A 12,831-nucleotide genomic window follows, 5' to 3' on the forward strand; every position below is an offset into this window, starting at 1 on the left:
CCGCTAGATCGCGAGGATCACGCCGACGACGATGATCGTCACCACGACCGCCGCCACGATCGCCCACTGCCACGGCCGCACCCTCGGGCCCGGCCGCCGCTGCGGTTCGGGCGCGGGCGCGGGAGGCGGCGTGACTCTCGGCGTCCTGGGCATCACCGGCACGGTCGGCATCGCGGGTGCGGTCGGAGGCACGAAGCCGTTGTGCTGGCCGCGGGTCACGGCCTTGAGCGCCGTCACCGCGTCGGCCATGGTCGGCCGCAGGTCGGGGTCGTCGCGCAGCATCTTCAGCAGCGCGCCCGTGAGCGCTCCGGTGCGGTTCGGCACGGCATGCTCGCTGACCCCGTCGGGCCCGAACGGCGGCACTCCCTCGACGGCGGCGAACAGCGTCGCGCCCAGCGAGTACGTGTCCGCGGCGGCGAGCGCGGGCTCGCCCTTGGCGACCTCGGGCGCCCGGTAGGCGGGGTCGGGAGGTCCGCCGGAGATGCCGATGTCGGTGATCTTCACGCCGCCGTCGTCGGCCAGCAGCACGTTGCCCGGCTCCACCAGGCGGTGCGGCATGCCGAGCGCGTGTGCGACGGCCAGCGCCGAACCCAGTTGGATGCCCAGGAACGCGGCCTGCTCGGGAGTCAGCTGCCCGTACTCGGTGAGGAACTCGGCCATGTTGCGCGACGGGACGTACTCCATGACCAGCCACACGTCGTCGCCGTCGCGGAAGGCGTCGAACACCGCGATCGCGTTGGCGTGCAGGACGCGCGTGGCCTGCCTGCCCTCGTGCAGCGCCGACTGCCTGGCCTCCTCGGCACGCTCGGCCGGCAGGTCCGGGTCGATGTAGAGGCGCTTCGCGGCGACGGTCCGGTGCAGCATCGAGTCGAAGGCGAGCCACACTATGCCGGCTCGCCCTCGGCCGATGGGTTGGTCAAGTCGGTAGCGTTCGCCGACGAGAGCACCTTCTGTGTCGTTCACGCAGCCCCTTGTACCGCAGTGTCGGTCAAACCGGCATCAACAGGCCCGAACCATCACGACGTCGGTGTCGATGGTTCCGTGGGTTCCGACGTCGGCGAATCGTCCGTCGGGGAGGAAGGCGGTTCCTCCGTTTCGCTGGACGGCGGCTCCGGCGGCTCCGGCGGAACGTACGACGACGACTCCTCGGTCTCCTCCACCGGCGGCGGAACGTACTCCGACGTCTCCTCGTAGGTCGGCTGGGGCTCCTCGACCTGCTGCTCGGTGGTGGTCGTCGAGGGAGGAGGGGTCGTGGTCGTCTGCGACACCTGCGACGTGGTCGCCACCGGCTTCTGCGCCGGCGGCTCCTCGGCGTCGCCGCCGCCGGACCCGCCGAAGACCCAGATCGCGAACGCGGCCATGCCGAGCACCACGATGCTGCCCGCGAGGGCAGGCAGCTTCCAGTTCGCCTTTTCCTTCGGCTCGTCGTCGGCCGGGTCGTCGTAGGGCGAAGGCTGCCGGTCGTAGTCGTCGTGCCGGTCGTAGTCGTCGTAGTCGGCGTACGGGTCCGCACCGACCGGCACCGCGCGGGTGGCCTCGAGCCCGCCCTGCTGGTGGCCGTAGCCGTCGTAGTCTTCGTCCGGGTAGCCGCTGCCGGGCTCGTACCGGTCGTCCGCGTCGTCGTAGTACCCGCCGGCGTCCTCGCCGAGGGTGCCCGAGTGTCCCGCGGGCAGGTAGTCGTCGTCGGCGGCGGCCGCACCGAGAGCGGCACCCGCAGCACCGGCGCCCGCGGCGCCGAGCACGGCCGTTCCGGTGCCGATGGCGGGCTGGACGGCCGTGGCGTCGTTGTCGGGGGAGCCGCCCAGCGGCGTCTCGCCCCTGGCGACCGCCGAGAGCAGCTCCTCGCACTCGTCCGCCGTCGGGCGGTGCCGGGTGTCGGGGTGCAGCATCACGGCGAGCACGCTGGTGAGCGGGCCGGACTGCCTCGGCGGGTTGATCTGCCCCGCGGCCACCGCGTGCAGCAGGCCCAGCGTGTTCTCGCTGAGTCCGAACGGCGGCTGGCCCTCGGTGGCGGCGTAGAGCGTGGAGCCGAGCGAGAAGATGTCCGACTCGGGGCCGGGGTCGCCGCCGATCGCCACCTCGGGAGCGAGGTAGGCGGGCGTGCCCGCGATCATGCCCGTCTTGGTGACGGTGACGTCGTCCTTGGCGCGCGAGATGCCGAAGTCGGTGATCTTCACGAGCCCGCTGCCCGCGAGCAGGATGTTGCCGGGCTTGATGTCGCGGTGGACGATCCCGACGGCGTGCGCCTCCTTGAGAGCCGCCGCCACCTGGGCGCCGATCTTGGCGACCTCGACCGGGGACAACGTCCTGCGCTGCTGGAGCTCCTGGGCGAGGCTCGTCGACGCCAGGTACTCCATGATCAGGCACGGTTGCCCGTTGTCGTCGGTGACGACGTCGAACACCGAGATCGCGTTGGGGTGGTGCAGGCGGGCGGCGATCCTGCCCTCACGCATAGTGCGGGCGCGCGCGTCCTCCGCCTCGTTGTCCTCGAGGCCCGGCTGCAGCAGGAGCTGCTTGATCGCGACGGTGCGGTGCAGCACCTCATCCTGCGCCTGCCAGACCGCACCCATGGCACCGGTGCCGATGCGCTTGATGACGCGGTATCGGCCGGCGACCAGGCGACCCTCGTCGCTCACGCGACCTCCTTCGGGGCTGTCGTCAGCAGGGGTGGAGCGTAGGCACAAACCGGCGAATTGCGTGCCGGAATACCGAGACCGACTCGTGACAGGTTAGGCCGCTCACTCTGCGCACACGAAGGCGGCACTCTCGGACACAGGTGCTGTGCTCCTGTGTGGTAGACGCCCCGGAGGTCAGTTGGGTTGCGCCGACAGCAGCTTCGCGTCGTTGATTCTGCCGCTCGGGCCGGCATCCACGCCGAGCTGCTGGGTGACCCGCAGTGGCGTTCCACGCTCGGGCACCATCGTCACCACCGCGAGCACCGAGCCGTCCCGCTCCTCGCGGAGGTCCTCCACCTCGACGGAGTCCATCGAGCGCCACGCCTCGACGAGCGACTCGCGCTCGGCGGCGAGCGACGGCCCCAGCAGTTCCACGGCGTCGTCGGGCGAGGTGTCCACGCGCTCGTAGAACTCACGCACGGTGCCGACCCTGCCCTGTGCCGAGGTGTCGGCCTCGCCGGTCTGGCTGCCCTCACCGGCGTCGTCGCGCTGGGCGACCTGCCGCACCGCTCCTGCGGTGGCGGGCGCGCCCGCCACCGCAGGAGCCGCATCGTCGACCACGGCCTTCCCGGCGGTGCTCTTCGCGGGCAGCGCGAACCCGCCGAGCGCGGCGGCCCCGGTGATCTCGAGCGGTTCGCCGACGTCGTCGCCGCTGCTCTGGTCGTGATCGCTGGCGATCGAGGCGGCGACCACGATGGAAGTGCCCAGCAGTGCGAGGGCCAGCAGCAGCGCCGCGAGCTTGGCGCGCCTGGCGAACGGCCGCTCGGGCTCGGGTGGCGGCGGTGGCTCGTCCATCCGCTCGTCCCTGGTTCCCGGGGGTGGCAGGTACCTGCGCGGTTCGCGGAAGAACTCACGCAGGTACTCGTCGTCGACCAGGTCGTCGGCGAGGATCTCGTCACTCATGACGTCCTCGACCGCGACGGTCGGCTCGGATGCGTGGCGCCGGTCGTGCACTGGTTCGGCCCTCGTCTGTGTCGTCTCGTGGACTCGAAGTTCGGACCCCTCGCCTCTCAGGTAACCCTGCCGGGCGTTTCATCTCCAGGTTTTGTCGGTGGACTGTCGTGCCGACACGACGAACGGCAAATGGCATCACCCACGTAGAGCAATATGTGACCGTTCGGCGCACTGCACGTGCACCAGAATGTGCGAAAAGCGCGTGCATTCGCAGGTGAAGCGCCTATTCGGGGGTCAGAAAAACAGCCGGGAATCGTTCCCTCTACTGACCGTCACTCGCAATCTTCGAGTCGTCCTCGAACATGAGTTTGCGCGTTTCCTCGGTCTTGCTGCCGTCGGCGTGGGTTACCTCGACCGTGTTGACGGTGTATCCCTCGTTCTGGTCGATGTAGATGTGCTTGACCTCGAAGTAGGCGACGTCCGCGTACCGCTCGCGCAGCCCGGCCTCGCCGCCGGCCGCGAGCTCGCCGGTGGTCATGGCGTACGCGGTGGACGAGTCCTCGGTGACGGTGTCGAGGTAGCTCTGCGAGGCCGCGCCGAGCTCATCGGCGTCGTAGGGCGGCAGGGTCACGTAGCGCTGCTTCGCCTTCGTCGTCGGGGCAGGCGTGACCGGCGGCTTCCGCAGCTCGGGCGTGGTCGGCTGCGGGTCGGTGGTCTGGCTGGGCTGCCCCGGCTCGCTCTCGGACGACGTGGCCGACTCGGAGCTGGAGGAGGACCGCAGTCCGGACTGGGTGTCGGTCTCGTTCTGCTCGTCGGCCGAGCTGGACGACGAGGACGAGGGGTCGCCATCGTCGGAGCTCTCGAGGGAAGAGGCGTCGTCGGTGAAGCTCTCGCTGTCCTCGGCGTAGCCCTCGTGCGGCAGCAGCGGTGCGACCCCGCCGTGGCGATCGGGCCAGCCCTCGATGGCCTGCCGGTCCGACGGCGGCTGGCCGACGAGCACGGTGCCCGCCACCAGCAGCGCCACCACCACGCCGCCGGAGGAGATGCTCGCGAACCAGGCGGCCTTACGCCAGCTCCTCGGCGGAGTCACCGACGCGGGAACGGAGCCGAGGTCGAACTTGCCGAGGCCGTCGGGCGGCGGGGCCAGGTACACGCGGGCCTCGTCGTCGGCACGTCGCGCGGGCCGCTCGCACGTGGTGAGTGTGACCTTCTTCCTGCGGCTCGTGGGTTCGCCATCCACGTCGTCCGTGTCGTCCACGTCGCCCTGAGCCTCGGCGGCGTCGGGCATGTCGGGCACGTCTGGCCCATCGAGGATCGCGGCGAGTGAGTCGGTCAGCTCCTCCGGCGCGGCCGGGGACGGAGCGGGGATCGGCAGCTCACCGCGCGAGGCTGCGAAGTCCACCGCGGGGCCCGCGGTGGCCACGGGGAGCGAGCCGCTGAACGGCGCTTCGGGCAGCACACCCGCCATCGCCGTCCTGAGGGAGCCCTCGTGCCTGCGATGGTGGCGAGGGGAAACCGGTACGGAAGGTGTCCAGGTGCCTGCACCCGGCGCATGCCTGCGCCTGCTCTGGGTCGAGGTCGGTCGGTCGTCGTCCGGAACGTGGCGCTGGGGGAAGTCGGCCCTGCCGTTCATGTCAGCTGGACCCTTCGGCGTACGGTCTCTGACGCCGTCCGCGCCCCGGTTCGACCGATCGGAGCAGTGAGAGCATGAGCATCTGCACGGCACGCTGCACGTGCGAAGCGCCCAGAGGCGCACAGAACGCTCGCGAGAACTCCCACCCGACCCACATTAGGAGCCATTGGCCCCCAGCGGCGTACCGGGGCACGATCCAGCCCCGGATATCACCCCTCTGGGCGCACCCACCCGGCGAGCTCTACGTGTGGTACTACCCGCCGCTGCGGTATTTCGCCTGTGTCGACTGCAGTGCCTTGACCGCGGTTCCGCCACTGCCCACCGCGAGGATGATCGCGATGACGTCGAGAGCGGCCCCGCCACTGGTGAACAGCAGTGCGAGCAGTGAGACCGCAGTGGTCGCGCCCGCGACGCCCCACCTCGACCGCACGTACTGGGCGACCGGCGCGCCACCGGCTCGCTTGCTCGCCGCGCTGTTCAGCATGGCGAGGTAACCGGCGTGGCCCAAGGCCGCGAGCACACTCGCCAGTGCGATCACGAAGGCGATCAGGTGAATGATCGTGTCCATGTGTCCAGTGTGCCCGAGTCCTGGAGTGCCCCGGCTCGGGGAACACCCTGAATTTTGCTCGAGCTCAGCGACCGAGCCTGCCGCGGCCGAGGTTCAGCAACGCCATGGCGAGCTGACGGCCTTCGGGACCGAGTTCGCGGTAGCGCGCGAGCACGTCCATCTCGCGGTTGTAGACGATGCGCGGGCCGCCCGCGGCCATCCTCGCCGCGCCGATGGTCTTCGACACGTCGGCCCTGCGCTTGACGAGCCTCAGGATCTCGGCATCCAGCCAGTCGATCTCCTTGCGGAGGTCGTCGATGTTCTCTGCCGTGGTGTCGTCGGCGTCGTGAGTCTGCGCGCTCATGTGAACCTCCGGTCGTGTCCGGATCCGCATCGGGCCCCGAGCAGACGAAAGCCCCGGGTCCGAGGACTCCGGGGCTTGCTGTGATGGCTGGTTGGCACTACGCGATCACGGGAGCCGGAGTCCGGGTCCCGTAGAAAAATCGATGCGCGTAGCACTGCACGGGCCGAGTATGGCACATCGCTGGTTCGTCAGAGGTCCCAGGTAGCGTTGAATCACAATGAACACCCTCTTCGATCTCCCCTCGGAACCGGGCAAACACGCGGATCTGCTCGACGATCTGAACCCGGCACAGCGCGCTGCCGTGGAGCACAGCGGACCGCCGCTTCTGGTCGTCGCGGGCGCGGGCTCGGGCAAGACACGGGTGCTGACCCGGCGCATCGCGTACCTGCTCGGCGCGCGGAACGTGCACCCCGGCCAGATCATGGCCATCACCTTCACCAACAAGGCCGCGGCCGAGATGCGCGAGCGGGTCAGCGAGCTGGTGGGGCGCCGGGGCAACGCGATGTGGGTGTCGACGTTCCACTCGATGTGCGTGCGGCTGCTGCGGCGCGAGGCGAAGACACTCGAGATGTCGTCGAACTTCTCGATCTACGACGCCGACGACAGCAGGCGGCTGATCACGCTTGTCGCGCGCGATCTCGACCTCGACCCCAAGCGCTACCCGGCGCGGGCGCTGGGCGGGCACATCTCGAACCTGAAGAACGAGCTGCTCGACGCCGAGACGGCGGCTGCGAAGGCCGCGAACGACTACGAGCGCAGGGCAGCCGAGGTCTACGGGGAGTACCAGCGCAGGCTGGCGCAGGCCAACGCGATGGACTTCGACGACCTGATCATGCGCACGGTGGAGCTGTTCCAGGCGTTCCCCGACGTCGCGGAGCACTACCGCCGCCGGTTCCGGCACGTGCTGGTCGACGAGTACCAGGACACCAACCACGCGCAGTACACGCTGGTGCGGGAGCTCGTCGGCACGGAGCGGACCGAATCGGGTGTCGAGCCGTCCGAGCTGTGCGTCGTCGGCGACGCGGACCAGTCGATCTACGCGTTCCGCGGCGCGACCATCCGCAACATCGAGGAGTTCGAGCGGGACTTCCCCGCGGCCCGAACGATCCTGCTGGAGCAGAACTACCGGTCGACGCAGACGATCCTGTCGGCGGCCAACTCGGTCATCGCGCGCAACCCGAACCGGCGGGACAAGCGGCTGTGGACCTCGTCGGGCGACGGCGAGAAGATCGTCGGCTACGTCGCCGACAACGAGCACGACGAGGCGGCGTTCGTCGCGAGCGAGATCGACGCGCTCGCCGACCAGGGCGAGGTGAAGTACTCCGACGTCGCGGTCTTCTACCGGACCAACAATCAGTCGCGGGTCTTCGAGGAGATCTTCATCAGGCTCGGCCTGCCGTACCGCGTGGTCGGCGGCGTCCGCTTCTACGAGCGGCGTGAGGTCAGGGACGCGCTGGCGTACCTGCGAGTGCTGGCAAACCCCGAAGACACCGTGAGCCTGCGGCGGGTGCTGAACGTGCCCAAGCGCGGCATCGGCGACAGGGCGGAGGCCGTCGTGGCCACCCACGCCGAGCGGGAGCGCATCTCGTTCGCGGCGGCGCTGCGCGAGGCCGTGGCAGGCAACGTGCCGTTGCTGAACCCCCGTTCGCAGCGGTCCATCGCGTCCTTCGTGCAGTTGCTGGACGGGCTGTACGAGCTGGTCGAGTCCGGGGTCGAGGTGGCCGACGTGCTGGAGGCGGTGCTGGAGCGCACCGGCTACCGCTCCGAGCTCGAGGAGTCCGAGGATCCGCAGGACGCCTCCCGGCTGGAGAACCTGGACGAGCTCGTCACGGTCGCGCGTGAGTTCACGGAGTTCGCCGACACCGTGCTCGAGGAGCAGGCGGAGGCCGAGCAGGACGTCGACGACGCCGTGGGCGTGCCGGAGCCCGGTTCGTTGCCCGCGTTCCTGGAGCGGGTGTCGCTGGTCGCCGACGCCGACTCGATCCCCTCGCCCGACGGCGAGGACGGTGAGGACGGTGAGGAGGACGCCGGGGTGGTCACGCTGATGACGGTGCACACCGCGAAGGGACTCGAGTACCCGGTCGTCTTCGGCACCGGCTGGGAGGACGGCGTCTTCCCTCACATGAGGGCGCTCGGCGAACCCGCTGAGCTGGCCGAGGAGCGCAGGCTGGCCTACGTGGCCATCACCCGCGCCCGGCAGCGTCTCTACGTCTCTCGCGCCCTGGTCCGGTCGGCGTGGGGGCAGCCGATGACCAACCCGGCCTCGCGGTTCTTGGACGAGATCCCCGCCGAGCTGCTCGACTGGCGGCGGCTGGCGCCGTCGAACGGTTCCGGCTCCGGCGGTGGTTCGCCGAGGGCCGCCACGACGTGGGGCCGCAGGTCGGGCTTCGGCGACGACTCGGCTCAGGCCGGGATCGCGGCCAGGGGTATGCGCAGCACGTCGTTCAAGGGCTGGAAGGACACGGTCGCACTGAACCTGGACGTCGGCGATCGCGTGAGCCACGACAAGTACGGCCTCGGTACGGTCGTGTCCACCGACGGATCGGGTCCCCGGGCCACGGCGACCATCGATTTCGGCGCGTCGGGCAAGGTGCGGTTGATGCTCATCGGCAGCGTGCCGATGGTGAAGCTCTAGGTACTTCTTTCGGGTGAGCCGCTTCGGCGGCCCCGAAACTGTCGTACCTCCACGCTAACCTTCTGTTCGAACACAAGTTCGAAGGACGGGGCGACTGAGGTGGCCCCGGAACTGGGGGTAGCCGGTGTGGAGCGATGGTTTCAGGCGATCGGCGAGGGCGTTGCTCACTCGCTCGACGAGCTGCTCGATCGCGCTCTGGCGGAGGGTGGGCCGCTGGCGCCGGATGTCGGCAGGCTCGTCTCGGCCTGGAAGCTCCTGTTGCGGCTGCACGGCCGCACCGGGCGCGGAGGCTGCCGGGAGTGCGGGCGGGCGCAGGGGAGGCGCCTGTGCGCGGTGTGGCAGGTCGCCGTGGGGTACTTCCTCCGGCGGCTGCCGGAGGCTGAGCGGTCGAGAAGGGGCTGAGGCCCGATCAGACCGAGACGCCGCGCTCCGCGAGCCACGGACGCGGGTCGACCTTCTGGCCGTCGGCGGTCCACACCTCGAAATGAAGGTGGGGGCCGGTCGACTGACCGCGGTTGCCGATCTCGGCGATCTGCTCGCCGGCCTTCACCCGCTGGCCCACGCTGACGTAGTAGTCATTCACGTGGCCGTAGACGTGGATCGTGCCGTCGTCCATCTGGACGCGGACCCACATGCCGAAGCCGCTGGCCGAGCCGGCCTCGATCACGGTGCCGTCGGCGGCCGAGACGATCGGGGTGCCGATGCTGTTGGCAATGTCGATGCCGTAGTGGGTCGTTCCCCACCGGGCGCCGAAGCCGGAGGTGAAGCTGCCTTCGGCGGGAAGAACGGTCTTGGGGCGGGCGGCCTCTTCGGCGGCCCTGCGAGCGGCCTCGGCCTCTGCCGCGAGGCGGGCGTCGGTCACCTCGGTGCTCTCGGTGAGGCGCTGCACCTCGGCCGAGGCGTCGGTCGTGCGGGTCACCTGGAGAAGCTCGGGGGCGCCTGCCGGGGCGCTGCCGCCCATTCCGAACGAGGCGCTCGCGTCACGAGCGTTCGCCAGCGGCGTCACGTCGGTGTGCGAGTCAGTGCTGGAGCCCGTGGCGGCCTGGAGAGTCTGTCCAGCCGCGGCGGCGGCGAACGCGCCGGCGGCGACAGCCGCGACCACAACGCGGCCACGCAGGGCCGAGGAGGGCGCGGGGAGCCTATGGGAACCCCGGACACGAACGACGGCACCGTCCAGTGCGTCTTCGATCGCCGGGGAAGGAGCTTGGCCGCCGGGGGAGCGGTGTCGAGCCAAGACAGAGCCTTCCGTTACTCGGGGAGCCAGATCTCTGGACGCCGGGCGGGGGATCCCGGTGAGTGGTAATCGGGGGTAACCACTCTGTGGCGTGCCGGCCTCGGGGGGAGACCTGCCCACCAGTCCGCTCGTGACCTGACCGTAATGGGGACTGCGGGACAGTAACGAAGGGGCGCGGGCGGGAGCAAGATGCAGCCCTCGCATGGGCCGAACGAGGCAGGGTCTCGGAGGGGCGCGCGACGGAATGACACAAGGTCGGAAGGGGGTTGCTCCATTCGGTGTGACTTGCGTTACATAAGCGCAACCGTGCGACTAAACAACGGAAGTTCGGGGAACAAGGTCAAGTTATTTCGGTCCGGAGGACCGTTGCTAGCGTCGGCACGGACCCGGTCCACTTGACCTACCCACGCGAGCCGTGAGCGTTCGTGCGCCACGTTGCTAGTCACCCGAGGTGAGCTGATGACTCGTCCCGTCCGCCCGCTACCTGAGCCGCCGGACGCGCGCCGTTGAGCTCGCGCGTCCTCCCCGGAACGGATAGGCGGCCCGCGATCCTGCTGGCGGCGCTGGGCGCTGCAGCGCTGGCGGCGGTACTCCTGGCAGCGGGCGCGGTGGTCCCGGTCGTCGACGGTGCGGAGCCAGGGTTCGCCAGCGCTCCACTGCTGATCGTGCTGGCGTTGCTGCCGCTAGTCCTCGCCGGGGCGTTCATGATGCGGGGCAGGTCGTCCGTAGCGGCGGGCGTCCTCGTCGCCGCGGCCGCACTCGCGCCGGGACGTGCGGTGCTTGACCTGCAGTTCCTGGTCGACGCCTCGGTGGCGGTGCGCCCCGAGCTCTACCTCGCCACTGATCTGTTGTCGCACCCGGCGACCACCGGGTTGTGGCTGCTGCTGGCCGGGCATGTGCTGACCGCGGTGGCCGGAGTTGTCGCGTTCCGCGTCACCCGGGCTGCCGGAGAGCAGGACGGCAGCGATGACGACGCGGTCCGCTGGCGGCAGCGCTGGCTGTTGGTGGTCGTCGTCGCGGCCGTGGTGGCGGGCATCGGGCTGCTGATGGCGCCGTTCGGCTCCACCGACGTCTATCTCCTCGCGCGCAATGCCTTCGAGGGCCCCGCGGTCGCGCTCGCCGGTTCCCTGTTGATCGCGTGCGCGTTGCCGTTGCTCGCGGCACTGGCCGTGACCTCGGGCAACGGCGGCTTCGCCAGGGGCGGGCTCATCGGTCTGGCGGCCGCGGTCTTCGTGCTCGCCGTTCCCGGTCTGGTGGCCGGGCTGGCCGTCGGCGCCGCCAGTCTGGGCGCGGGGCCGATCGTGGCGCTCGTGGGTGCCGCCGTGCTGCTCGCCGTGGCGGGTACTCGCCCCGACTCGGGCGAGGACACCGACGAGGGTCCGGACGCGGCCGGTGAGGCATCGGTGCCGGGCCGCGGCATGCTGTTCGCGGCAACTGGTGGGCTCGCCGTGCTCACCGCCGTCACCGCGGGCCTCGGCGCCACCACGGCGCAGCTCAGCAACACGGGCGCGTTCCCCGTGCCCGAGAGCCCCGCTCGCTGGGTTCTGCTGGTCGCGGGACTGCTCGTGGGCGTGCTGGGGCTGGCGATGTTCGTGCCGGCGGTGGCCTCATTGCTCCGGCCCGTGCTGTCCGTGGCCTGGGCGGGCGTGCTGATCGCGGGTACCGCGGTACTCGACACCGCGATCACCGCCACCGGAATTCCGGGCGCGCTCGAGACGGGGCCCGGGGTGCTGTGGACGTGGCTGGCGATGTTCGGCGCCGCGGTCACCGCGTGCTGCTCGATGGTCGCCGGAGTCGTGGAGCGCGAGGACGACGAGACCTTCGGCGGCGACGGGGGCGACTCGGAACTGGCCGGGATGAACATGCTGACCCCGCTCGCCGCCGCGGCAGTGCTCGCTGTCGCTGCCTTCGGCACTCCCGTGATCGTCGCGCCCGACTACGCGGCCGCGGGTCTGTGGTCGGACTTCGGTACGCCGTCCTGGGGTCTGCTCGCCGGCGCGCTGACGGTGCTTGGTGCTGTAGCGCTGGCACCGCGCAGCAGGCCCGTGCCTGCCGCCGCGTTGCTGGGCGGAGCCGCCTGTCTGCTCGGAGTGCACGCCGCGACGCTGCCGTTGAGCAGCGGTGACATCGACGGCGCCGGTGCGGGAATCGGTGTGTGGTTCGCGCTCGCCGGGATCGTCGCGCTGGTGATCGCCGCCGGTATCGCGTTGTCGGGCCGGTCTCGCGAGACCGCGTGACGAGCGGGCGCCGCGTCCCACGGGTCGTGCTTGCCGAGCCGGCCGGAGCGTGTCCCGTCGCGGCGGTGCTCGCCAGGGCTCTGCGCGACGCCGGAGCAGAGGTGGTGCACGCCGGCGTGCTGGGCTCTCTCGAGGAGGTGCTGGCCACCGTGGAAGAAGAGGATCCGGACATTCTCGCCGTATCCATCGGCTCGTCGGCTGATCACGTTCTCGTCGATCACCTGACGGCTGCTCTGCCCGAACTGCGCGTGGCCGCTTTCGCAACCGATACAGACGTCACCCGATGGGTGATGGACAACGCGATGTGCGCCACAGATCCCAGCTCAGGAGGCTGTCGGTGACCGAGTTCACCAGGTGCGGCGGCCTTTGTCCGCGGACCTCTCGATAGGGTCGTCTGCGTCCGGCAGCACGGTTTGCAAATAAAACCACAGTGGCGTGTGTCGTCAGGAGACTGAAAGAGTGGACCTCTACGAGTACCAGGCGAAGGACCTCTTCGCCGCCCATGGTGTGCCGGTTTTGCCGGGTGCCGTGGCGAGTAATGCGGAAGAAGCGCGTGTGGCCGCCGAGGAGATCGGTGGGCCGGTCGTGGTCAAGGCGCAGGTGAAGACCGGT

General features: G+C 70.2%; 12 protein-coding genes. 5 read left to right on the forward strand and 7 right to left on the reverse strand.

Going from position 1 to position 12,831, the window contains the following annotated elements; genetic code table 11:
- Window positions 1-3 precede the first annotated feature (3 nt).
- From JHE00_RS33970 to JHE00_RS33995, 6 genes are all read right to left on the reverse strand, one after another.
- Window positions 4-963 (reverse strand): serine/threonine-protein kinase, encoded by a 960-nt coding sequence (locus tag JHE00_RS33970; protein WP_200326223.1) that lies wholly within the window; start codon window positions 961-963, stop codon window positions 4-6.
- 53 nt (window positions 964-1,016) lie between these two features.
- The gene (locus tag JHE00_RS33975; RefSeq protein ID WP_200326224.1) at window positions 1,017-2,636 is read right to left on the reverse strand and encodes a serine/threonine-protein kinase; all 1,620 of its coding nucleotides are present in this window, start codon (window positions 2,634-2,636) and stop codon (window positions 1,017-1,019) included.
- Window positions 2,637-2,810: 174 nt separating this feature from the next.
- A complete protein-coding gene (locus JHE00_RS33980) occupies window positions 2,811-3,578 on the reverse strand; it encodes a hypothetical protein (protein ID WP_200326225.1) in 768 nt (255 codons plus the stop codon).
- A 313-nt stretch (window positions 3,579-3,891) separates the two neighbouring features.
- Window positions 3,892-5,037, reverse strand: a complete 1,146-nt coding sequence (locus JHE00_RS33985) for a hypothetical protein (protein WP_200326226.1) — start codon at window positions 5,035-5,037, stop codon at window positions 3,892-3,894.
- A 418-nt stretch (window positions 5,038-5,455) separates the two neighbouring features.
- A complete protein-coding gene (locus tag JHE00_RS33990) occupies window positions 5,456-5,770 on the reverse strand; it encodes a hypothetical protein (RefSeq protein ID WP_200326227.1) in 315 nt (104 codons plus the stop codon).
- A gap of 64 nt (window positions 5,771-5,834) precedes the next feature.
- A complete protein-coding gene (locus JHE00_RS33995) occupies window positions 5,835-6,113 on the reverse strand; it encodes a chorismate mutase (RefSeq protein ID WP_200326228.1) in 279 nt (92 codons plus the stop codon).
- 217 nt (window positions 6,114-6,330) lie between these two features.
- Between JHE00_RS33995 and pcrA the strand changes: the two genes are divergently transcribed.
- Together pcrA and JHE00_RS34005 are read left to right on the forward strand one after the other, a co-directional pair.
- Window positions 6,331-8,748: a DNA helicase PcrA gene (gene pcrA / locus JHE00_RS34000; protein WP_200326230.1), complete on the forward strand. Its 2,418-nt coding sequence runs from the start codon at window positions 6,331-6,333 to the stop codon at window positions 8,746-8,748.
- A gap of 126 nt (window positions 8,749-8,874) precedes the next feature.
- Window positions 8,875-9,150, forward strand: coding sequence for a hypothetical protein (locus JHE00_RS34005; RefSeq protein WP_200326232.1), 276 nt, complete (start codon window positions 8,875-8,877; stop codon window positions 9,148-9,150).
- Between the two features lie 7 nt (window positions 9,151-9,157).
- On the opposite strand, the gene JHE00_RS34010 is transcribed toward JHE00_RS34005, so the two are convergent.
- Complete coding sequence (locus JHE00_RS34010) at window positions 9,158-9,850, reverse strand: M23 family metallopeptidase (protein ID WP_307832227.1); 693 nt, start codon at window positions 9,848-9,850, stop codon at window positions 9,158-9,160.
- A gap of 638 nt (window positions 9,851-10,488) precedes the next feature.
- On the opposite strand from JHE00_RS34010, the gene JHE00_RS34015 reads away from it, so the two are divergent.
- The 3 genes from JHE00_RS34015 to JHE00_RS34025 all read left to right on the forward strand — a co-directional run.
- Complete coding sequence (locus JHE00_RS34015; protein ID WP_200326234.1) at window positions 10,489-12,219, forward strand: hypothetical protein; 1,731 nt, start codon at window positions 10,489-10,491, stop codon at window positions 12,217-12,219.
- A gap of 65 nt (window positions 12,220-12,284) precedes the next feature.
- A complete protein-coding gene (locus JHE00_RS34020; RefSeq protein ID WP_307832228.1) occupies window positions 12,285-12,560 on the forward strand; it encodes a hypothetical protein in 276 nt (91 codons plus the stop codon).
- A 118-nt stretch (window positions 12,561-12,678) separates the two neighbouring features.
- Window positions 12,679-12,831: ATP-grasp domain-containing protein (locus JHE00_RS34025; RefSeq protein WP_200326236.1), on the forward strand; the 153-nt coding region annotated here is incomplete at its 3' end.

It is taken from the genome of Prauserella cavernicola, from assembly GCF_016595675.1.
Classification (GTDB): domain Bacteria; phylum Actinomycetota; class Actinomycetes; order Mycobacteriales; family Pseudonocardiaceae; genus Prauserella_A; species Prauserella_A cavernicola.